The following is a 21,461-nucleotide window of genomic DNA, read 5'->3' as shown; positions in this document are numbered from 1 at the left end:
AGGTTTGCAGGCCTGCGACAATCGCTGCCCATGCACCTGATCATTCCCTACGCGGCCAGCCACGCTTTCTCCGGCCCTGAGGTCTGGGCCGGTTTGCAGCTGCCCCATTTGCAAGCCCTGCTCGGCCTGTTGCAGCGCCAGCAGGTGCTGCAAGACACCCCCACCCCCTCGCTGCATCTGCCGCACGAACGCTTGCAGGCCCAGGCCTTGGGCTGGCCCCATGAGGCCGACCAGTTGCCTTGGGCCGCCTGGCACCTGGCGCAGCAAGGCCAGTACAGCACGACACCCCAGGCCTGGATGACACCCTGCCACTGGCAAATTGGCATGAACGATGTGGTGATGGCCGACCCCGCGCATTTGCGCTTGAGCGACGATGAATCGCAGCAACTGCTGGAGGCCATGCAAGCGTTTTTGCGCGAAGACGGCTTGCAAGTGACTTGGCACAGCGCACTGCGCTGGCATGTGCAGGGGGAGCTGCTGGCCGAGGTGCCCACCGCTTCGCTGGACCGGGTGGTGGGCCAGAATGTGAAGCACTGGATGCCCGAGCACCCCGCCAGCCGCCCTTTGCAGCGCCTGCAAAGTGAGATGCAGATGCTGCTGTACAACCACCCAGTCAACGACGCTCGCGAGCCCCGCAGGCAGCACACCGTGAACGCCTTTTGGCTGCACGGCGCGGGCACACTGCCTGCAACCCCATCCAGCGCCACCGAGCCTGTGACGGTCTTAGACGCCCTGCGGTCCAGCGCCTTGATGGGCGATGTGCAGGCCTGGCAGCAAGCCTGGCAAGCGCTGGACGCCACCGCCCTGGCCCAAGCCTTGGAACACCTGAAAAGCACTGGCCAGCTCACGCTCAGTCTGTGCAGCGAACACGTGGCCCACACCTACACCGCAGCGCCAGCCGCCTGGCACCAGCGCATCAGCCGTCTGTTCAAACAACCTTCACCTGCTGCGGCATTGGCCGCCCTGATCACCCCATGAATTTGCTCACCCGCGATGTCCCGCCCCGCAGCGCCTGGGCGCTGGAACAAGCCGGCATCCACCCCTTGCTGGCCCGCCTGTATGCCGCACGCGGCGTGCAGTCCAAAGACGAACTCGACGACGCGCTGAACCTGCTGCTGCCCCCGGCAGGCATGCAGGGCACGCACGAAGCGGCCAAGCTGCTGGCCGACGCCATGGCGCAAAACAAGCGCCTGTGCATCGTGGCCGATTACGACTGCGACGGCGCAACCGCCTGCGCGGTGGCCGTGCGGGGCCTGCGCATGCTGGGTGCGCAAAACGTGCGCTATTTGGTGCCCGATCGGGTGGTGGACGGCTACGGCCTGACCCCGCCGATTGCCCAGCGTGTGCACGCCCAAGGCGCGGATGTGTTGATCACCGTGGACAACGGCATCGCCAGCGTGGCGGGCGTGCAGGCTGCGCAAGCGCTGGGCTTGCAGGTGCTGGTGACCGACCACCATTTGCCCGGCAGCGAACTGCCCAACGCCGAAGTCATCGTGAACCCCAACCAGCCGGGCTGCGGCTTCACCAGCAAATCCATCGCGGGTGTGGGGGTGATGTTTTACGTGCTGCTGGCCCTGCGGGCTGAGCTGCGCCAACGCGGCGTATTTGACGCGAGCAACCAGCCGCGCCTGGACGCGCTGCTGCCGCTGGTGGCTTTGGGCACCGTGGCCGACGTGGTCAAGCTCGACGCCAACAACCGCCGTTTGGTGGCACAGGGCCTGCGCCGTGTGCGGGCTGGTGCCATGCCGCCCGGCATGGCAGCGCTCATGCGCGCAGCGGGCCGCGAAACCGCCAAGGCCACCACCTTTGATTTTGGCTTTGCCCTGGGCCCGCGCATCAACGCCGCAGGCCGCCTGGCCGACATGACGCTGGGCATCGAATGCCTGCTGACCGACGACGCGGGCCGCGCCGACGAGCTGGCCCGGCAGCTGGACGCGATCAACCGCGAACGCCGGGTGATCGAAGGCGACATGCGCGAGATGGCGATGGAAATGGCCGAGTCTTTGTTTGACGAAGGCGACGAACCGCCGCCGGCCATTTGTGTGTTCGATCCGGATTTTCACGAAGGCGTGGTGGGCATCGTGGCCTCGCGCATCAAGGACAAGCTGCACCGCCCCACCTTTGTGTTCGCGGCCAGCAGCGCCCCCGGCAAAGAGCACGAGCTCAAAGGCTCTGGCCGGTCCATTGCGGGCTTTCATTTGCGCGATGCGCTCGACCTGGTGGCCAAACGGGCACCGGGCGTGCTGTTGCGCTTTGGCGGTCACGCCATGGCGGCGGGCTGCACGATTGCGGAAGAGCACTTGGATGTGTTTGAGGAAACACTGAACCAAGTGGCCATGGAATGGCTGGACGCCGCCACGCTGCAGCGCCGACTGGAAACCGATGGCCCGCTGCCCGCCGAATACCGCCGCGTGGACTTGGTGGACATGCTGCACCACGAGGTCTGGGGCCAGGGCTTTGCGCCACCGGTGTTTTGCGAAGAGATCGAGATCGTGTCGCAGCGACTGGTGGGCGAGAAACACCTGTCGCTCAAGATGAAGCACCAAGGCCAGCCGGTGGACGGCATCTGGTTTGGCCGCACCGAGCCTTTGCCCTCACGCGTCAAATTGGCCTACCGGCTCGATGCCGACGAATGGCAAGGTCAAAAGCGGGTGCGATTCTTGGTGGAGGGCGCAGAGGTTTGAAGACGACGGAGCTGAAGCTCCGACCTACGGCAGACGGGTTGGGATGGGCAGGTCGGCGGCTTCAGCCCCGATATGCGTTTCCAACCCCACAAGGCACCGGGCAGACGGGTTGGTATCGGTAGGTCAGCAGCTTTAGCCCCGACATGGTTTTCGAGCCCTGTCAGCCCTCAATCCACACCGGACATCTTGAACGTCAGCGCATTGTGCACAGGCGCCGACACCAAACCCGACACATCACCGCCGAGCTTGGCGATCTCGCGCACCAGGGTGCTGCTGATGTGTTGCACGTTCGCGCTGGTGTGCAAAAACACGGTGTCCACATCAGGCGCCAAGTGCCGGTTCATGCCCGACATCTGGGTTTCGTAGTCGTAATCGGTCACCGAGCGCAGGCCGCGCACGATGACTTGCGCCTTTTGGGCGCGCACAAAATCCACAATCAGCCCGTCAAAGGGCACCGCTTTGACGTTGGCGCAATCGTGCATGGCCGACTGCGCCAGGTGCAGGCGCTCGTCCAGGCTGAACAGGGTTTTCTTGTGGTGCGCAGTGGCCACCGCGATGATGACCTGATCGAACATGCGGGCCGCACGGCGCACCACGTCTTCATGACCCAAGGTCAGCGGGTCGAAGGTGCCAGAGTAAACAGCGATCACGGGGCTTTTCATGGGGGCGTCCTCGGTTCAGTCTGCACAAATTATGCAGTGCGTTGCAATAAATGGGCGTGCACGGCACCGGCTTTCAAATGGCGCTCGACCTTCAGGCCCCAAACACCCAGTGCTTCATCGGTCCAGAGCACGGGCGCCTCCAGATACACCCAGCCGCCCACCGGCACCGCAGCAGCGGCCGCCTTGAGCGCCGACTCAAACCAAGGGCCATCGAACGGCGGGTCGATGAACACCAAATCCACACTGCCTGCCGGCAAGCGCTGCAAGGACGAGATGGCATCGCCGCGTTGCACCTGAACCATGCCCGCTTGCAGGCGCAGCACGTGGGCTTGCAAAGCGCTCACCAGCACCGGATCTTGCTCCAGCATCAAGACATGGGCCGCGCCTCGCGATGCGGCTTCCAGCCCCAATGCGCCGGTGCCTGCAAACGCGTCCACACAACGCCAAGCGGCCAGGTTTTGGCCCAACCAGTTGAACAGGGTTTCTCGCACGCGGTCGGGTGTGGGGCGCAGGCCCGGTTTGTCGATGACTTTGAGGCGCGTGCGACGCCATTGCCCGCCGATGATGCGCACCTCGTGTGTGGCATGGCCTTTGGGTTTGGCTGGGGGCTTGCCTGCGGACTGGCCTGCAGGGGCAACGCTCGCTCGCGCAGACTGGCGCGATGAAGCAGAAACTTTGGATGAACGCATGGGGTCCAAGTGTAAAGCGCTCCCCAAAAGAACAAGCCAGCACAAGTGCTGGCTTGGTGGTCAGGTCACGCTGGCCGGACAGATCGTCCGGCTGGCGATGATCACTTGCCTTGAGGCAGTTTGGTATCGACTTTGGCGGCAGCCTTGTCGGCCATCTTGTCTGCAGCCGGCGCTGGTTTGGCTTCGGAAGTCGCCTTGGATTCGGCTTTGGCCTGGGCTTTTTTCTCAGCCTTCAGGGCTTTTTCTTGCGCTTTGGCTTGGGCCTTGGCGTCTTTCATGTCGGCCTTGGCAGCAGGTGCTACGGCGGCTGCAGGAGCAGCAGCTGTCGCAGGCGCGGCGGGGGCTTGGGCGAATGCACCGGCAGCAAAGAAACCGGCGATCAGGGTGGCGAGCAGCTTGTTCATGAGAAGAGTCCTTCTTTCAGTTTTCAGTCCAACACCTTGTTGAACTTGCAACTACAACGCGGCCCGATCAAGGCTTGATGACGAAAGTGCTGGGCCAGTTGTAACGGCTTGTGTGTTGTGCCTTGCCCACGGTACACAAGGCGCTGACCGTCACGGCATGACATGCGTCAAACAATGCGCACATCGCGCTTGGCGAAGCCGCAAGGGATGCCTACAGTGAAAGCATTCACTTGACGGAGATCGCCATGAGCCTCGAAGCGTCCAACGCCCCCATCACCCATTTCGCCAATTGCCATGTGGGCATCTTTGCGCAGCTCGATCGCATGGGCGATCTGCCTGCTTTGCTGGGGCCAGCGGCGCAAGCGCGCAAAATTGCCGAGCAGTCGCTGGCCTTTTTCAGCACCGGCATGTACACCCACCACAGTGAAGAAGAAAAAGATTTGTTCCCCGCCGTGCGTGCCAGCGCCAATGCTGGCGCAGAGCGCTTGAAGGTAGAAGCGCTGATCGAGCAGCTCACACAAAACCACCGCAGCTTGGAAAAACTCTGGGAGTCACTGGAGCCGAGCTTGCGCAAAGTGGCCAAAGGTCAGGACGCCATGCTGGACGTGACGGCGCTGCACGCCATGATCGAGCGCTACCAGTCGCACGCCAAGTTGGAAGAACAGGAATTTTTGCCCTTGGCGCAAATGATTTTGGGCCGCAATGACAACCACATGGCCGCACTGGGCCTGACCTTGCACATGCGCCATGTGCCGCATTTTGCGGCGCATATCTGAACCACAGGGCTTGACGCTCAGGGCTGCGCGCCCAGCACCACCGTGACCATGCGATCGGGTTGCAAGACCCTGGCCATGGCGCGTCGCACATGGTCCACGCTCACGCGCTCGACCTGCGCGGTCCAGTTGTCCAGGTAGTTCAAGGGCAGGCGGTTCCAAGCGATGTTGGCCACGTTGTCGAGCAGCTTGCGGTTGCTGTCGATGCGCAGGGCAAAACCACCGATCAAATTGGACTTGGCCGCTTGCAACTCGGCCTCGGTCGGGCCATCTTGGACAAAGGCTTTGACCACTTCTTGAGCCACCGCAACGGCTTGTGCAGCTTGGTCAGGTCTGGTCTGAAAACCGACCGTGAACGCGCCTGCATGCAAGGCCGGTGAGAAATAGCTGTACACGCTGTAGCTCAGGCCGCGTTTCTCGCGCACCTGCTCGGTCAAGCGCGACACAAAACCGCCCCCACCCAAGATGTGATTGCCCACCAGCAGGGCAAAAAAGTCAGGGTCACTGCGCTTGTAGCCGGGCTGACCCATCAGCACATGGGCCTGTGCTGAATCAAAAGCGAGGTTCAAGGTTTGCGCGGCCTTCAAGGGCGCGACCTCGGCCACCGGCGGCATGGGCGAGCAGCCCGATGAGGCGGGCCACAAGGCCAGCAAGCGTTTGACCAAGGCATCGGCCTGTGCACGCGACAAGTCCCCTACCACGCTGATGGAAGCTTGGCAAGCGCGCAAGCTCTGCGCGTGCAGCGCTTTCAGGTCATCGGCGCTGATGCGCAACAAACTCTCGGGCGTGGTTTTGTAGCCATAGGGGTGCGAGCCATAAACCGCCGGGGCATAGGCGTTTTGCGCCACGGTGCCCGGCTGGGTCAAAGATTCCCGGATGGACGCCGACAAGCGCTCGCGGTCGCGCGCCCAAATGTCTTTCGGAAAAGCCGGATGCGCCATTTGCCGCGCCGCCAAGCTCACCGCTTTGTCCAACAAATCCGGGTAGCTCAGGCTGCGCAGAGAAAAGCTCAAGCGATCGGCGCCGGCCCCTGCGCCGAAACTGGCGCCCAAATCAGCCCAAGCTTCGCCCAGCTGGTTTTCGTCCATGGCCTTGGCATAAGGGCCCTGCGCTTTCGGGTCGGCCTTCATGCCACTAGAGATTTGCCCGGCCATGACCGCAGCCAGGCCCGCTTGCGCGGCCGGGTCGCGGCGGCTGCCGGCATCCAGATCGATCTGCACATCCACCATCGGGATGGCGTGGCTTTCCACCAGGTACACGCGCGCGCCGTTGGCTTGTGTCCAGTGCTGAATCGGCAAAGCCGCTTGCGCGCTGGCAGCGGCCCAGCACAAGGCGCCGGCGCAGGTCCGCCAAAGCCCCAGGCGACGAGCACCTGAGAGCGCGGAAATCAAAAACATCGTGGAGTGGGTTCTCATGATCAGCCCTTCAATGGCGTGCGCCTGCGGGTGCTTTGCGCTTGGGCTGCCCCGACATGGCTTGCGGCCGCAACACGGCCACGGTGAGGCTGTCGTCGCCAAAATATTTTTGCGCCACGGTTCGCACCTGTGCAGCAGTGACTTGGCGCAAACGCGCCATCAGTTGCGCACCGTGGTCGGGCGGCAAGCCCAGCGACCAGGCCACGCCCAATTCACGGGCCTGGTTGAAGACCGAATCGAGTTTGTAGATTTCGCTGGCGACCCACTGCGTCTTGACGCGCTGCAACTCGCTTTCGGTCACACCTTCGGCGGCCACTTTTTGAACCTGGGCGCGCAAGGCGGCTTCCAGCGCTTCGGTCGTCTGGCCTTTGGCTGGCACACCTTCGAGGTAGAAAAATTGCGGCCCTCGGCCCATCAGGCCGTTGCTGGCGCCCACGCTGTCGGCCAGGCGTTGCTCGCCTTGGGTCAGGGCCCGATCCAGCCGGGCGCCGCTGTAGCCGTCCAGCACCGCAGCCAGCACGGTCAGAGCCAGCGCGTCATCGTGCTCGGGCGAGGGCTGCAGGCTGGCCAGACGCGGCACTTTGAAGGCCAAGGCCACATAAGCTTGTTCCGCTGGGGCCTTGAATTCGAATCGGCGCAGGCCTTGTTGCGCGGGCTCTTGCTGTGGCTTGCGATCGGGCACCGCCCGCGCCGGGATCGCACCGTAGTGTTTGTCGGCCAAGGCTTTGACCTGAGCCGGGTCCACATCGCCTGCCACCACCACCACCGCATTGGCGGGCACATACCAGCGGCGGTAAAAGTCGCGTGCGTCTTGCGCCGTCATGGCCTCCAGATCGCTCATCCATCCCACGATGGGACGGCGATAGGGGGATGCACTCAGTGCGGTGGCGGCCAACTTTTCATGCAGCAAGGCGCGGGGGTTGTCTTCGGTGCGCATGCGGCGCTCTTCCTTGACGACTTCCAACTCCTTGGCGAATTCGGCGTCGGGCCACTGGTTGTTGGCAAAACGGTCTGATTCAAGCTGCATCACAGCGTCCAGCTGGTGTGCGGGGATCTGCTGGAAATAGCCGGTGTAATCCTTGGAGGTGAAGGCGTTTTCGCGCCCACCCAATGCGGCCACACGGCGCGAAAACTCGCCTGCGGCCAGCGTGGGCGTGCCCTTGAACAGCATGTGCTCCAGCACATGGGCCACGCCGCTGGTGCCGTCCACCTCGTCCATGGAGCCCACCCGCCCCCACAGCATGTGCACGGCCGTGGGGGCGCGGCGATCGGGTTTGACCCACAGCGTCATGCCGTTGGCCAGGGTGTAGGTGTGAGCTTGAGCCACCGGCTTGGCGGCCTGGACAGGGGCAGCGGGTGACTGGGCCTGAAGGGCCAATGGCGTGCTCAAGAGCAGGGCCAGACAGGAAAATCCCAAGAGAAAGGTCGGTTTCATAGAATGCATGATCCTTGAAATCCACACCATGTTCAGTTTCTTCCGAAAAAAATCCCCGCCAGAACAGGCCCAAGCTCCCACGCCAGCCGCAGCTGCAGCCGCCACCACAGCGCCTGAGGCTGTGTCTGTGGCCGAGCCAGCGCCTGCCGCACCGGCCCGCCAAGGCTGGCTGGACCGCCTGAAAAACGGCCTGCGCAAGACCGGCTCCAACATCGCCACCGTCTTCACCGGCACCCGCATTGACGACGATCTGTACGAAGAGCTCGAAACCGCTTTGCTCATGGCCGACACCGGCGTCAAAGCAACCGAGCACCTGCTGCAAGACTTGAAGCGCCGCGTCAAAGAAGCCAAGGCCACCGAGCCTGCCCAAGTCAAAGGCCTGCTGGCCGATGCCATTGCCGATTTGCTCCAGGTCTTGCAAAAGCCGCTGGAGATCGGCGCGCACCACCCCACGGTGATCATGGTCGCCGGGGTCAACGGGGCGGGCAAAACCACCTCCATCGGCAAGCTGACCAAACACTTGGCCGACAGCGGCTTGAGCGTCTTGCTGGCGGCCGCCGACACCTTCCGGGCGGCGGCGCGTGAGCAGCTGGCCGTCTGGGCCGACCGCAACACGGTGGAGATCGTCAGCCAAGAAGGCGGCGACCCCGCAGCCGTGAGCTTTGACGCGGTGACCGCAGGCCGCGCCCGTGCCCGCGATGTGGTGCTGGTGGACACCGCAGGCCGCCTGCCCACCCAGCAGCACCTGATGCACGAGCTGGGCAAGATCAAGCGTGTGGTGCAAAAGGCCGAAGCCAGCGCACCACACGAAGTGTTGCTGGTGATCGACGGCAACACAGGCCAAAACGCGTTGGCCCAAGTGAAAGCCTTTGACGACACCCTGGGCCTGACAGGCCTGATCGTGACCAAGCTGGACGGCACCGCCAAGGGCGGCGTGCTGTGCGCCATTGCCCGCGAAAAACCCATCCCGGTGTACTTCATTGGCGTGGGCGAAAAGCTGGAAGACCTCGAGACCTTTGACGCCCGCGAATTTGCGCAGGCCCTGCTGAGCTGAAGCCATGAACACCGACACCCGAACCGAACCCCGTTTGACCTCCCTCTCGCACGGGGGCGGCTGCGGCTGCAAGATCGCGCCGGGGGTGCTGTCCGACATCCTCAAAAGCACCCACGCGATGCCCTTGCCCAAGGAATTGCTGGTGGGCATCGAGACGGCCGACGACGCGGCGGTTTACAAGCTCAACGACGAGCAGGCCCTGATCGCGACCACCGACTTTTTCATGCCCATCGTCGACGACCCCTTCGACTTTGGCCGCATTGCCGCGACCAATGCCATCAGCGACGTGTACGCCATGGGCGGCACACCGATCATGGCCCTGGCCTTGGTCGGCATGCCGATCAACGTGCTGTCCACCCACACGATTGGCCGCATCCTGGAAGGCGGTGCCAGCGTGTGCCAAGCCGCGGGCATCCCGATCGCGGGTGGTCACACCATCGACTCGGTGGAGCCCATCTATGGCCTTGTGGCCTTGGGCCTGGTGCACCCCAGCCGCATCAAACGCAACGCCGACGCCCGCGCTGGTGATGTGTTGGTGCTGGGCAAACCACTGGGGGTCGGCGTGCTGTCGGCGGCCCTCAAAAAGAACGCCCTGCCCCCCCAGGGCTATGCCCGCATGATCGCCACCACCACCCGGTTGAACACCCCAGGCCCCGAACTGGCCGCCTTGCCGGGTGTGCATGCGCTCACCGACGTGACAGGCTTTGGCCTGGCAGGCCACGCCCTCGAGATGGCCCGTGGCAGCGGCTGCACCGTGCGCATCGACTGGCCGAGCGTGCCCTTGCTGGACGGCGTGCGTGATTTGGCCGCCCAAGGCATGGTCACCGGCGCTTCTGGCCGCAATTGGGCCGGTTATGGCCACGATGTGGCTTTGCCGGCCCAATTTGACGAGAGGGATAAAGCCCTGCTGACCGACCCGCAAACCAGCGGCGGCCTGCTGGTGGCCTGCAGCCCCGACACGGTGGATGCGGTGCTGGCCACCTTCAAACGGCATGGTTTTGAGCAGGCCAGCGTGGTCGGCCAGATCCAAGAGGGCCCAGCAGGACTGGTGATCGCCGGCTGATGGCCGGGCCTGAGCCAAGCCCCTCATGCCCCATGGTGGGCTACCGGTTACACCTGAACACGGCTTCTTGACTCCGGGTATTAGCACTCACCCAACGAGAGTGCTAATATTGCGCCATTGAAAGGAGTTCTGGTATGACCAATCAAACCATTTCCCCGGCCAGCGCGATGACTCTGAGCAACCCTTGGGCCGTGGTGCCCTCGCTGGGTCATTTGGACGCGTACATCTCTGCGGTCAACCGCATGCCCATGCTCACCCTCGAGGAAGAGCAAGAAGCCGCCCGCCAACTCAAAGCCAACGACGACCTGGAAGCCGCCCGCAAGCTGGTGCTCTCGCACCTGCGCTTGGTGGTGTCGGTGTCGCGCCAATACCTGGGCTATGGCCTGCCGCACGGCGACCTGATCCAAGAAGGCAATGTCGGCCTGATGAAGGCTGTCAAACGTTTCGACCCCGATCAAGGCGTGCGTCTGGTCAGCTACGCGCTGCACTGGATCAAGGCCGAGATCCACGAGTACATCCTGAAAAACTGGCGCATGGTAAAGGTCGCCACGACCAAGGCCCAGCGCAAGCTGTTTTTCAACCTGCGCTCGATGAAGCAAGGCTTCAAGGCCGAAGCCCAAAGCGGCACCCACCGCGACACCTTGACGCCCGACCAGATCGACGTGATGGCGCATGACCTGAACGTCAAGCGCGAAGAGGTCATCGAGATGGAAATGCGCATGTCCGGCGGCGATGTGCTGCTCGACCCAGCCCCCTCGGACGATGGTGAACAGGCCTTTGGCCCGATCGCCTACCTGGCCGATGCCAACCATGAGCCCACCGCCATGATCGAAGCGCACCAGCGCGATGTGATGGCCAGCGATGGCCTGGCGACCGCGCTGAACGCCTTGGACGAACGCAGCCGCCGCATCGTGGAAGAGCGCTGGCTCAAGGTCAACGACAACGGCTCGGGCGGCATGACGCTGCACGACTTGGCGGCCGAATACGGCGTGAGCGCCGAGCGCATCCGCCAAATCGAAGTCGCGGCCATGAAGAAAATGAAAAAAGCACTCGTCGAATTCGCTTGAGCTTTTCAATTTCTGAACATACCCAGCTGAGGCTGGGTATTTTTTTGTCTCGCGCGCATCGCCCCGTTCATTCGCCTGCGCTAAAGTGGGCGCAGTTTTTGGAGATTCCCCATGCCCTTGTTCACTCCCCCTTTGACGCGCCGCGCACTGGTGCTGGCCACCGGCCTGGCTTGCACAGTGGGTCTGGCCCATGCAGCCGATCCTGTCTGGCCCAGCCAAACGATCAAGCTGGTGGTCGGCTTTCCCGCCGGCTCCAGCCCCGACTTGACCGCCCGCGCTTTGGCGGAGCCCTTGGGCAAAGCCTTGGGTCAAACCGTGGTGGTGGACAACAAGGTGGGCGCAGGCGGCAACATCGCGGCCGACTTTGTGGCCAAGTCCACCGATGGCCACACCTTGGGCTTGATGATCAACGGCAACATGACGATCGCCCGCATCCTCAACCCCAAGGTGAACTATGACCCTTTGAAGGATCTGGCTCCCGTCAGCCTGATCGGAACAGCCCCTTTGTTGTTGACGGCCCCTGCGGACGCTGCAGGAAGCACGCCGGCCCAATGGCTAGCCCAAGCACGTCAAAGTGGCAACAAGCTCAGTTACGGCTCGCCTGGCGTGGGCACGGTGGCGCATTTGGGCATGGAGCTGCTCAAGGCCAAGGCCGGCATCGACCCCGTGCATGTGCCCTACCCTGGCAACCCGCAAATCATGAACGCCATGATGGGCGGGCAAATCCAGCTGGCGCTGCTGCCACCGGCCATGGCCTTGACACAGGTGCGCGCGGGCAAGCTGCGTGCCATCGGCACCACCAGCGCCGGCCGCAGCTCGCTGGCCCCCGAGGTGGGCAGCCTGTCGGAAATCGGCATCCAGAACTACCAACTGGAAATCTGGAATGGGGTGGCCGCTCCGGCCGCCATGCCGCCAGCGGTGCTGAACAAACTCTCGGCCACGGTGAGCGACATCGTGCGATCGCCTGAGATGCGCGCCCGCCTGTTTCAGCAGGGCTGGCAGGTGGTGGGCTCTTCACCCGAAGGTTTGCGCAACCGGATTCAATCCGACACCAAGGCCTTGGGCGACATCATCGTGGGCCAGAAGATTCAGGTGAACTGAACCCGAGGCGTCCTGCTCACTTGAGCAGGATTTTCAGGTCCTCGGCCAGCGCGGGGGCTCCGCTGCCATAGCGGTTGTACAAGCGCACGCGGCCTTGCGCGTCAAAGGTGTAGCTGCCCGCAGAATGGTCCATGGTGTAGCTGGTGGGCGTTTTACCCTCGACCTTTTTGAAATAAATCTTGAAGTCTTTGGTGACCTTGTCCAACTGCTCGGGTGTGCTGGCCCGCAAAGCCACAAAGCTGGGGTCAAAGTTCGCCATGTAGGACTGGAGCAGCTCGGCCGTGTCGCGCTCAGGGTCCACGGTGATGAACACGCCTTGCAAGCGCTCGCCGTCTTTGCCCAGCAAGCGCTTGACCTCGGCCAGCTCTTGCATCGAAGTGGGGCACACATCCGGGCATTGGGTGTAGCCAAAGAAAACCACCACCGCTTTGCCAGCAAAGTCTTTGAGTGTCCGCACTTGGCCGTTTTGGTCGGCCAACTCCCAGCCTTGGGCGTACGTGGCGCCCGTGATGTCAACACCGCGAAAAGCCGGTTTGTCTTGGCCGCAGCCCACAAGCGCCAGCAGGGCTGCCAAACCAAGACCACCGAGCCAATGACGTTTGTTCATGGCGTTCTCAAAAAAGGTAATGGTCCACCAAGAGCGCGGCAAACAAGGCACTCAGGTGGATCAGTGAAAAGCGGAAGGTCTTGCGCGCCAACTCGTCCGAATAGGCGCGAAACAAGGCCACGGCATAGGCGATGAAGCCGATGCTCAGGACCACTGCCACACTCAAGTAAAGCCAGGAGCTCATGCCGTACACAAAGGGCATCAGGCAAGCGGCCATGAGCACCACGGTGTACAGCAAAATTTGCAAGCGGGTGAAGGCATTGCCGTGGGTCACGGGCAGCATGGGCAGGCCCGACTTGCGGTAGTCCTCGACGCGGTACAAGGCCAAAGCCCAAAAGTGCGGTGGCGTCCACAAGAAGATGATCAAAAACAGGATCAACGCCTCAGGCCCCACATCGCCCGTCATGGCGGCCCAGCCCAACACAGGGGGCATGGCCCCACTGGCGCCACCGATCACGATGTTCTGGGGCGTGAGGGGCTTCAAGATGACGGTGTAAATGATGGCGTAGCCCACAAAAGTGGCAAAGGTCAGCCACATGGTCAGCGGGTTGACCAACACGTACAAAATGGCCGAGCCAACCGCACACAAAGCGGCCGAAAACAGGAGGGCTTGACGGTCGCTCAACTCGCCCTTGGCCGTGGGACGCCAGGCGGTGCGTTTCATTTTGGAGTCGATCGTTTTTTCGACCAGACAGTTGAAAGCCGCCGCAGCACCGGCCACCAACCAGATGCCAACGCAAGCCCACAGGCCCAAGACCAGCTCAGGCACGCGGGGTGCGCCGGGAACGGCCAACACCATGCCGATCAATGCACAAAACACGATCAGTTGAACCACACGGGGTTTGGTCAGCGCGTAATACTGGCGCCAAGGAGAAGAAGTCGCAGCAGTCATGCAGCAGGCCTTGAATCAAAAGAAGAACGTTCACGGACAACAGGACCCGATGAACTCACAGAATCTGAGCGGCTGATGCACAGCGCCCAGGTCAATACCAACACCAGGGCCGAGGCGCCGCCGGTGTGCAACACGGCCGCCACCAAGGGCCAGTCCAGCACCACATTGCTCAGGCCCGTGGCCAATTGCAAAGCGGCCAAGGCCCACACCGCATGGGCCAACTTTTGCATGCTGGGCACCCGTCGCAAACCCCAAGCCACTGCCACCAAAGCCGCCAACACCATCCAAGCCGCACTGCGGTGGACGAAATGGATGGTGGTCAACGCCACAAAAGGCAAGACCTCGCCATGGACGGTGTGGCCCAGGTCACGCCAAAGCGCAAAGCCCTGCCAATCCAAAGTGGGCAGCCAAGAGCCGTTGCACGATGGAAAGCCGGTGCAGGCGAGCACCGCGTAATTGGTGCTGACCCAGCCACCCAAGGCGATCTGCAGCCACAGCAGGGCATAGGCCAACCACAAACCTTTGCGCCAGCCTGACGGCACAAGTCGGCTTTGCCAGCCTTCGTAACGCACTGCCTGCGCAGCCAACAGCGCCAACAAGCCGATGCCGAACAACAAGTGCAAGGTCACGATGGCCGGAAAGAGTTTCATGGTCACCGTCAAGGCGCCAAAAGCACCTTGCATGCACACCCACAACAAGGTGAAGGTCGGCCACCAAGAACTGACAGCATGGGCAGGGTTCTTTCGGCGCAGACGCCAGGTCATGACCGACAAAATCAAGATCAACACGCCCACACCCGTGGCCAAGTAACGGTGCACCATCTCGATCCAGGCCTTGCCATGCGTGACGGGGCCTGTGGGCATGGCCGACTGCGCGGCATCGATGTGCTGCTGTGCGCCCATGGGCGTGGCACTGCCGTAGCAACCCGGCCAATCAGGGCAGCCCAAGCCTGAATCGGTCAGGCGCGTGAAGGCGCCAAACAAAATCAGATCAAAGGTGAGGAACAGGGTCAAGACGGTCAAGGCCTGCAAGCGCCGTCCACTCGGCGCGTGACGATGCCGCCAGACCCACCAAATCAGCGGCAACAAGGCAAACGCCAACCCCGCGCCCATCACTTGCAAGATGGGGTTGAGGTTGTACAGGTCGACCGTGGTCATGGCCATCAGCGTCCGGCCTCGTCCCAGGAAGCCGATGCGCGCAGCAGACGGTCCAGGTCTTTCTTGGCTTTGGATGCGCCCTCCACATTCATGTGCGCAGGAAATCGCATCATGAAGTGGCCCATCGGGTCGATCACATACAGATGGTCTTGCACCGCCTGGCCTGCGGCAGGACTCAACCAGGCTTGAATCACTTGCGGATCCACCCTCAAAACATGGGCTTGGTGCAATGCGGGCAACAAGGCCGCATCCACAGGGGCCTGATCGGTCAGCACCCAGACGCGGTCCATGCGGTCTTTGCCCTTGCCCATGATTTCGCGCAATTGGCGCTGAAAGTACAAGTTTTCCTTGCAGGCATCTTGGCAGTCACCTGAGCCCACAGCCACCAAGAGCCATTGACCTTTGAGGCTCTTCAAGTCCACAGGCTGACCTTGCAAATTGAGTGCTGTGCTGGCGGGCAAATCCACCTGGGGGGTGACCAACTCGCCGTAATGTCGACGCGCTTCGGGACGCACCACGTAATAGGTGAAATAAGAAGCGATGACGGGCGCTGCACACACGAGCAAGAGGGCCAGCATTTTCCAGCGGCCTGTGTTGGTCCGCTGCTCATCCGCCTGGGCAACTTCGCCAGGCTGCGGCAAGTCGTGCACCGTCATGCCCAACGGTGCATCGGTCAGATCATTTTTTTCGGCGTGCTTGGACAATTTGAAACCAGACATAAAGTAGTGCGATCAGGGCGCAAAGCCCGAACCATTGAAATGCATATCCTTGGTGCTTTTCCACACCCGAGGCCACCTGGGGCCATTCGCGCAACAAGCCCTCTGAGGGCGATCCAGCCTGCATCAGACTGAGGTTTGCAAACGTCAAACCCGTCTGGTGTTGGAAAGCATCCAAGTCGAGATTTTGCCGTATCGCGCCGTCCTCCACCCCGCCAAAATCGTACAGCCGCGATGGCCAAGGGGCTAATGTACCCATGACTTCGACCAGACCCTCTGGCGTGTCAACCGGTGGCAATGCCATGCGGTCATTGAAGGCGCGAGGCGCCCATCCGCGCTGCACCAGCAGCACTTGTCCCGTGGCCTCCATGCGCATGGGCGTGACCACATAAAAGCCAGCGCGGCCGTTCATCTGTCGGTTTTCCAGATAGACCGTGTGCTGCGGCAGCCACTGGCCTTGAAGAGCCATGGCGCGGTACAGCAAGCCCTGTATGTCGGCGGCTGACATGGCCGTCTGTAAGCTGCGCCCTTCCAGCACGGGCTTGGTCATCCGTTCCGTTTTGGCAGCTTGCAGCGCCAATTTCTCCGCACCTCGGCCAACTTGCCACAGGCCCAGTGAAAAGGTCACGGCCATCCCCAGCGCGGCGGCTGCAAAGATCAAGATACCCTGCAATGATGGACGGGACAGACTCATCGGATAATGTGGCTCATGAAAATACTGGTTGCAATTGCTTTTTTGGCCATCTTGGCCAGCCTCGTTTGGGCTTTGATCTACATGATGCGCAGCGGCGCTCCACGAAGTGAAGGCACCGCGCCTCGCAAAGGCAGCATGGCCACGGCCTTGGCTTTGCGTGTGGGCTTGTCGATTGTCCTCTTTATCTGCGTCCTGATTTCCTGGAAGATGGGCTGGATCCAACCGACTGGCATCCCAGCTGGCGCCTGAACGCTTTGTATCAACAACAAAAAAGCGCCCTTGGGCGCTTTTTTGTTAGGGCGGGCAGACCTTACATCCAGTAAACCAGGATGTACAGACCCAACCAAACCACGTCCACAAAGTGCCAGTACCAAGCAGCACCTTCGAAACCGAAGTGACGCTCAGGCGTGAAGTGGCCTTTTTGCAAACGCAATGTGATGAACAAGAGCATCAACATGCCCACAAACACGTGGAAACCGTGGAAGCCGGTCAGCATGTAAAAGGTCGAACCGTACACGCCCGAAGACATCTTCAGGTTCATATCGCTCCAAGCGTGGGCGTATTCATAGCCTTGCACGAACAAGAAGATCACACCCAACAAGACGGTCATCCACATGAATTTGATGGTCTTGCTGCGGTCACCGTGCTGCATGGCGTGGTGAGCCACGGTCAAGGTCACACCCGATGTCAACAACAAAGCGGTGTTGATGGTGGGCAACCAGAAAGGCGTCATGGTCTGGAAGGGCTCGATGATGCCAGCAGGCGATGTTGTAGCGCCTGCAGCCAATGTGGGCCACACGGCCTTGAAATCAGGCCACAACAGTGCGTTTTCGAGGCTGCCCAATGCGGGCACCGAGTGGGAGCGCGCCCACCACAAAGCCGTGAAGAAGGCACCGAAGAACATGACTTCGGAGAAGATAAACCAAGTCATGCTCCAGCGGTAGGACAGATCGATCTTGCGGCCGTATTGACCGCCTTCACTTTCAGCGATGGACTCTTTGAACCATTGGTACAAAACCGTCAGCCACCAGATCAAGCCAAAGAACAATGAATACATGCCCCAGCTTTCGCCGTTGATCCACTGGCCTGCGCCCAAGATCACGAAGAACAAACCAATGGCGGCCATCACGGGGTGACGGGACTCATGGGGTACGAAGTAATAAGGCGTAGTGCCGTGTGCGGTGGAACTCATACTGACTCCTGCTCTCTTTTCTAAATCGAATCTTGGGGTTTACAGACCCGTGGGTTGAACCACGACCCAATTGACCAGGGCAATCAGCCCCAGCACAAACAACAAAGCGGCTGCAATGCCCACTCCCAGGATGTGGAAGGGATTGAGCTTTTCAATGTCTTTTTGGTAGTCCGCATTTTTGCGAATACCGATGAATGACCACAGCACGGCTTGAACGGTGCGGATCAAAGAGCCTTGGCGCTGTTCACTCATGAACCCGCTCCTGGCTGCTTGTCCAACACAACGGCAACGGGTGCTGCGGGTGTTTTGCCACCGACTTCAAAGAAGGTGTACGACAAAGTGATCGTGGTCACGTCCTTGGACAACTTGGGGTCGATCACGAAAGCCACGGGCCAACGTTTCTTTTCCCCGGGCTCGAGGGTGTACTGGTTGAAACAGAAACACTCGAGCTTGTTGAAGTGACTGGCAGCCTGGTTCGGCGCGTAGCTGGGAATGGCCTGCGCCGCCATGCGACGGTTCTGGACATTTTGGAACTCGTACATGACCGTGTTGAGTTCGCCAGGGTGCACCTGGATCGAACGCTTTTCAGGCTTGAAGTCCCATGGTCCGCGTGCATTGGCATCGAACTCGACTGTGATGACACGGCTCTTGTCAATTTGCGTATTGGATGGCAATTTGACTTGCGCACCTGCTGTGCCGTTGCCGGGCACCAAACGCTCGGAAATCGACAAGATGTTGATCCCGGTCATTTCGCAAATGTGCTTGTAGATCGGAATCAGCGCGTACCCAAAGCAGAACATACCGGCGGTCACCACCGCCAGTTTGCCCACCATCTTCAGGTTTTCGCCGCGCAGATTCATCTTGTCAACTCAACGCTGCAACAGGAGCAACTTGGCCACGAAACCGACCAGGATGGCCAGTGCCACCGAGGCCAAAATCAGGCCCAGGCGCACATTGCTTTTCTTTTGCTCGGGTGTCATGGCCACAATCATCAACCGATCACACGGGTCGCAGTCGCGTCCAGCTTGGGCGGATTTTCAAAAGTGTGGAAAGGTGCTGGCGAGGGAACTTCCCACTCCAGGCCTTCGGCGGCTTCCCAAGGCTTCTGTGGCGCTTTCTCGCCTTGACCACGCATGGCAGGCACCACGATGAACAAGAAGAAGTAAACCTGAGCAAAACCGAAGAAGAAGGCACCCACGGATGCGATCATGTTGAAGTCGGTGAACTGCATAGGGTAGTCGGCATAGCGACGTGGCATACCGGCCAGACCCAAGAAGTGCATCGGGAAGAAGGTGACGTTGAAAGAAATCAGCGACCACCAGAAGTGAAACTTGCCACGGCCTTCGCTGTACATCACACCGGTCCACTTAGGAGCCCAGTAGTAAAAACCTGCGAACAAGGCAAACAAGGAACCGGCCACCAACACATAGTGGAAGTGGGCCACCACGTAGTAGGTGTCTTGCATCTGGATGTCGATGGGGGCCATGGACAAAATCAGACCGGTGAAACCACCCATCGTGAACACGAAGATGAAGCCCACCGCAAACAGCATGGGGGTTTCAAACGTCATCGAACCGCGCCACATGGTGGCGATCCAGTTGAAGATCTTCACAGCAGTGGGCACGGCAATCAGCATCGTGGCGTACATGAAGAACAGCTGGCCAGTCACAGGCATGCCGGTCGTGAACATGTGGTGAGCCCACACGATGAAGGACAAAATCGCGATGGAGGAAGTGGCATACACCATGGAGGCGTAACCGAACAGTTTCTTGCGCGAGAAGGCGGGCACGATCTGGCTGATGATGCCGAAGGCCGGCAAGATCATGATGTACACCTCAGGGTGACCGAAGAACCAGAAGATGTGCTGGTACATCACGGGGTCACCGCCACCGGCGGGGTTGAAGAAGCTGGTGCCAAAGTGGCGGTCAGTCAGCGTCATGGTGATCGCGCCAGCCAACACAGGCATCACAGCGATCAGCAGGTAAGCGGTGATCAACCAAGTCCATGCGAACATGGGCATCTTCATCAAGGTCATGCCAGGGGCGCGCATGTTCAAGATGGTCACGATGATGTTGATCGAGCCCATGATGGACGAAGCACCCAAGATGTGCATGGCAAAAATACCAGCATCCATGGAAGGACCCATTTGCAGGGTCAACGGTGCGTACAGGGTCCAACCGGCAGCGGGTGCGCCACCAGGCATGAAGAACGAACCCACCAGCATCAAAGCGGCGGGGATCATCAGCCAGAAGCTGAAGTTGTTCATGCGGGCAAAGGCCATGTCCGAAGCGCCCACTTGCAAAGGCAGCATCCAGTTTGCAAAGCCCACGAAGGCGGGCATGATCGCACCGAACACCATGATGATGCCGTGCATGGTGGTGAATTGGTTGAACAACTCGGGGTTGACGATCTGCAGGCCCGGCTGGAACAGCTCAGCGCGGATCAGCAAAGCCAAGACACCGCCCACCATCAACATGGCAAAGCTGAACAAGAGGTACAAGGTACCAATGTCTTTGTGGTTGGTCGCGTAGACCCAACGACGCCAGCCCGCAGGTGCGTGCCCGTGGTCGTCGTGGGCATGATCGTGATGGTCGAGAACGGCACTCATCTTGATTTCCTCTTACTTAATGCGGTACTGACTTACTTGCGTGCGGCCAGCACTTCGGCTGGTTGCACGATCTGCCCGGTCTTGTTGGACCAGTTGTTCTTGGTGTAGGTGATCACAGCCGCGATTTCGGTGTCGGACAACTGTTTCCATGCAGGCATGGTGCCGTTGTTTTGACCGTTGAGCAAAACCGCGATTTGCTTGGATTTGTTGGCATCGAGCACAACAGCAGCGCCGTCGAGTGCTTTGATCGGGCCAGCGCCCTTGCCGTTGGCTTGGTGGCAGGCAGCGCAATTGGCGGCATAGACCTTCTCACCACGCTTGGACAAGTCGTCCAAGGCCCACACTTTGGCTGGATCATCGGCCAAGGCTGCTTGCTTTTTCTTCTCAGCATCCACCCAGGCGGTGTAGTCTTGTGCAGACAACACTTTCACATGGATGGGCATGTAAGCGTGTTCTTTGCCACACAGTTCTGCGCACTGGCCATAGAAATCGCCCGTCTTTTCAGCGCGGAACCACGTGTCACGCACAAAACCAGGGATCGCGTCTTGCTTGATGCCGAAGGCGGGCACCATGAAAGCGTGGATCACGTCGTTGGCGGTGGTGATCACACGCACTTTTTGACCGACGGGCACAACCAGAGGATTGTCCACTTTGAGCAGGTAGTTGTCGCCTTCAGGCTTGCCTGCATTGGACATTGCGCGTTGGCTCGAGTCCAGTGTGGAGATGTAGCTCAGGCCTTCGCCTTGACCTTTGATGTAGTCATAGCCCCATTTCCACTGGTAGCCTGTGACCTTGACGGTCAAGTCGGCGTTGGTGGTGTCCTTTTGAGCCACGAGCACCTTGGTTGCAGGCAAAGCCATCAAGATCACGATCAGGAAAGGCGCTGCGGTCCACAAGATTTCGACCGTCACGGATTCGCTGAAGGTCGCAGGCTTGTGACCCACCGACTTGCGGTGCTTCCAGATGGAATAGAACATCACTGCAAAAACAGCAATGAACACCACCGTGCAGATGATCAACATCATCCAATGCAGCCAATGCTGCTCTTCAGCGATTTTGGTCACTGGCGGCGCAAAGTTGAGCTGATTGACGGCGGGACCACCGGGCAAATCGTTGACCGCGTAAGCAGAAGTGGCCAGCCATGCGCCTGCAAAAATGCCTGCGCGGGATAGCAGCGATGCTAATTGGTTGGAAATATTCTTCATGGTTCTCACTAACTTCCAAGACTCTGTTGAACTCACACCTTTG

Annotated in this window: 24 protein-coding genes; 8 read left to right on the top strand and 16 right to left on the bottom strand. The window is 60.7% G+C overall.

What is annotated here, in order from left to right; all coding sequences use genetic code 11:
• Positions 1 to 30 precede the first annotated feature (30 nt).
• Entirely contained in the window at positions 31 to 978 is a 948-nt protein-coding gene (locus QLQ16_RS14135) for a hypothetical protein (protein WP_283225306.1), read from the top strand.
• Positions 975 to 2,684: a single-stranded-DNA-specific exonuclease RecJ gene (recJ, locus tag QLQ16_RS14130; RefSeq protein ID WP_283225305.1), complete on the top strand. Its 1,710-nt coding sequence runs from the start codon at positions 975 to 977 to the stop codon at positions 2,682 to 2,684. The genes QLQ16_RS14135 and recJ overlap by 4 nt, the downstream gene beginning before the upstream one ends.
• Positions 2,685 to 2,851: 167 nt before the next feature.
• On the opposite strand, the gene coaD is transcribed toward recJ, so the two are convergent.
• The 3 genes from coaD to QLQ16_RS14115 all read right to left on the bottom strand — a co-directional run bounded on the left by coaD (position 2,852) and on the right by QLQ16_RS14115 (position 4,439).
• On the bottom strand, positions 2,852 to 3,346 hold the full coding sequence (gene coaD / locus QLQ16_RS14125) for a pantetheine-phosphate adenylyltransferase (RefSeq protein ID WP_283225304.1): 495 nt from the start codon (positions 3,344 to 3,346) through the stop codon (positions 2,852 to 2,854).
• A 29-nt stretch (positions 3,347 to 3,375) separates the two neighbouring features.
• Positions 3,376 to 4,035, bottom strand: coding sequence for a 16S rRNA (guanine(966)-N(2))-methyltransferase RsmD (rsmD, locus tag QLQ16_RS14120; RefSeq protein WP_283225303.1), 660 nt, complete (start codon positions 4,033 to 4,035; stop codon positions 3,376 to 3,378).
• 101 nt (positions 4,036 to 4,136) lie between these two features.
• Positions 4,137 to 4,439, bottom strand: coding sequence for a hypothetical protein (locus QLQ16_RS14115; RefSeq protein WP_283225302.1), 303 nt, complete (start codon positions 4,437 to 4,439; stop codon positions 4,137 to 4,139).
• Positions 4,440 to 4,684: 245 nt separating this feature from the next.
• Here QLQ16_RS14115 and QLQ16_RS14110 point away from each other — a divergent pair, with 245 nt between their 5' ends.
• The gene (locus QLQ16_RS14110) at positions 4,685 to 5,215 is read left to right on the top strand and encodes a hemerythrin domain-containing protein (RefSeq protein WP_283225301.1); all 531 of its coding nucleotides are present in this window, start codon (positions 4,685 to 4,687) and stop codon (positions 5,213 to 5,215) included.
• Between the two features lie 17 nt (positions 5,216 to 5,232).
• On the opposite strand, the gene QLQ16_RS14105 is transcribed toward QLQ16_RS14110, so the two are convergent.
• Positions 5,233 to 6,609 (bottom strand): M16 family metallopeptidase, encoded by a 1,377-nt coding sequence (locus tag QLQ16_RS14105; protein WP_283225300.1) that lies wholly within the window; start codon positions 6,607 to 6,609, stop codon positions 5,233 to 5,235.
• Positions 6,610 to 6,637: 28 nt separating this feature from the next.
• Entirely contained in the window at positions 6,638 to 8,062 is a 1,425-nt protein-coding gene (locus tag QLQ16_RS14100; RefSeq protein ID WP_283225299.1) for a M16 family metallopeptidase, read from the bottom strand.
• Between the two features lie 28 nt (positions 8,063 to 8,090).
• On the opposite strand from QLQ16_RS14100, the gene ftsY reads away from it, so the two are divergent.
• The 4 genes from ftsY (at position 8,091) to QLQ16_RS14080 (ending at position 12,347) form a co-directional block, all read left to right on the top strand.
• Entirely contained in the window at positions 8,091 to 9,116 is a 1,026-nt protein-coding gene (gene ftsY / locus QLQ16_RS14095; RefSeq protein WP_283225353.1) for a signal recognition particle-docking protein FtsY, read from the top strand.
• Between the two features lie 4 nt (positions 9,117 to 9,120).
• Complete coding sequence (gene selD / locus QLQ16_RS14090) at positions 9,121 to 10,179, top strand: selenide, water dikinase SelD (RefSeq protein ID WP_283225298.1); 1,059 nt, start codon at positions 9,121 to 9,123, stop codon at positions 10,177 to 10,179.
• 134 nt (positions 10,180 to 10,313) lie between these two features.
• On the top strand, positions 10,314 to 11,246 hold the full coding sequence (gene rpoH, locus QLQ16_RS14085; RefSeq protein ID WP_283225297.1) for an RNA polymerase sigma factor RpoH: 933 nt from the start codon (positions 10,314 to 10,316) through the stop codon (positions 11,244 to 11,246).
• Positions 11,247 to 11,357: 111 nt separating this feature from the next.
• On the top strand, positions 11,358 to 12,347 hold the full coding sequence (locus QLQ16_RS14080; RefSeq protein ID WP_431310423.1) for a Bug family tripartite tricarboxylate transporter substrate binding protein: 990 nt from the start codon (positions 11,358 to 11,360) through the stop codon (positions 12,345 to 12,347).
• Positions 12,348 to 12,363: 16 nt separating this feature from the next.
• On the opposite strand, the gene QLQ16_RS14075 is transcribed toward QLQ16_RS14080, so the two are convergent.
• From QLQ16_RS14075 to QLQ16_RS14055, 5 genes are read right to left on the bottom strand one after another with little or no spacing between them, the layout of a single operon-like run.
• Positions 12,364 to 12,954, bottom strand: coding sequence for an SCO family protein (locus QLQ16_RS14075; RefSeq protein WP_283225296.1), 591 nt, complete (start codon positions 12,952 to 12,954; stop codon positions 12,364 to 12,366).
• A 7-nt stretch (positions 12,955 to 12,961) separates the two neighbouring features.
• Positions 12,962 to 13,846, bottom strand: coding sequence for a heme o synthase (gene cyoE, locus QLQ16_RS14070; RefSeq protein WP_283225295.1), 885 nt, complete (start codon positions 13,844 to 13,846; stop codon positions 12,962 to 12,964).
• Positions 13,843 to 15,003 carry a COX15/CtaA family protein gene (locus tag QLQ16_RS14065; RefSeq protein ID WP_283225294.1) on the bottom strand — a complete coding sequence of 387 codons (1,161 nt, stop codon included), beginning with the start codon at positions 15,001 to 15,003 and terminating at the stop codon, positions 13,843 to 13,845. Before QLQ16_RS14065 ends, cyoE begins: the two co-directional genes overlap by 4 nt.
• A 5-nt stretch (positions 15,004 to 15,008) precedes the next feature.
• Positions 15,009 to 15,722: an SCO family protein gene (locus QLQ16_RS14060; protein ID WP_283225293.1), complete on the bottom strand. Its 714-nt coding sequence runs from the start codon at positions 15,720 to 15,722 to the stop codon at positions 15,009 to 15,011.
• Positions 15,682 to 16,413, bottom strand: a complete 732-nt coding sequence (locus QLQ16_RS14055) for an SURF1 family protein (protein ID WP_283225292.1) — start codon at positions 16,411 to 16,413, stop codon at positions 15,682 to 15,684. The genes QLQ16_RS14060 and QLQ16_RS14055 overlap by 41 nt, the downstream gene beginning before the upstream one ends.
• A gap of 15 nt (positions 16,414 to 16,428) precedes the next feature.
• Here QLQ16_RS14055 and QLQ16_RS14050 point away from each other — a divergent pair, with 15 nt between their 5' ends.
• Entirely contained in the window at positions 16,429 to 16,662 is a 234-nt protein-coding gene (locus QLQ16_RS14050; RefSeq protein WP_283225291.1) for a twin transmembrane helix small protein, read from the top strand.
• Positions 16,663 to 16,723: 61 nt separating this feature from the next.
• On the opposite strand, the gene QLQ16_RS14045 is transcribed toward QLQ16_RS14050, so the two are convergent.
• From QLQ16_RS14045 to coxB, 6 genes are read right to left on the bottom strand one after another with little or no spacing between them, the layout of a single operon-like run.
• Positions 16,724 to 17,605 (bottom strand): cytochrome c oxidase subunit 3, encoded by an 882-nt coding sequence (locus QLQ16_RS14045; protein WP_283225290.1) that lies wholly within the window; start codon positions 17,603 to 17,605, stop codon positions 16,724 to 16,726.
• A gap of 39 nt (positions 17,606 to 17,644) precedes the next feature.
• Complete coding sequence (locus QLQ16_RS14040; protein ID WP_283225289.1) at positions 17,645 to 17,857, bottom strand: DUF2970 domain-containing protein; 213 nt, start codon at positions 17,855 to 17,857, stop codon at positions 17,645 to 17,647.
• On the bottom strand, positions 17,854 to 18,465 hold the full coding sequence (locus tag QLQ16_RS14035) for a cytochrome c oxidase assembly protein (protein WP_283225288.1): 612 nt from the start codon (positions 18,463 to 18,465) through the stop codon (positions 17,854 to 17,856). Before QLQ16_RS14035 ends, QLQ16_RS14040 begins: the two co-directional genes overlap by 4 nt.
• A gap of 9 nt (positions 18,466 to 18,474) precedes the next feature.
• The gene (locus QLQ16_RS14030) at positions 18,475 to 18,585 is read right to left on the bottom strand and encodes a cytochrome oxidase small assembly protein (RefSeq protein ID WP_283225287.1); all 111 of its coding nucleotides are present in this window, start codon (positions 18,583 to 18,585) and stop codon (positions 18,475 to 18,477) included.
• An 11-nt stretch (positions 18,586 to 18,596) separates the two neighbouring features.
• Entirely contained in the window at positions 18,597 to 20,213 is a 1,617-nt protein-coding gene (gene ctaD, locus QLQ16_RS14025; RefSeq protein WP_283225286.1) for a cytochrome c oxidase subunit I, read from the bottom strand.
• Positions 20,214 to 20,245: 32 nt separating this feature from the next.
• Positions 20,246 to 21,418 (bottom strand): cytochrome c oxidase subunit II, encoded by a 1,173-nt coding sequence (coxB, locus tag QLQ16_RS14020; RefSeq protein WP_283225285.1) that lies wholly within the window; start codon positions 21,416 to 21,418, stop codon positions 20,246 to 20,248.
• Positions 21,419 to 21,461 lie beyond the last annotated feature (43 nt).

Origin of the sequence: Limnohabitans lacus, from assembly GCF_030053395.1 — a bacterium.
GTDB lineage: Bacteria > Pseudomonadota > Gammaproteobacteria > Burkholderiales > Burkholderiaceae_C > Limnohabitans_A > Limnohabitans_A lacus.
This window is presented reverse-complemented; position numbering and strand designations above follow the sequence as displayed.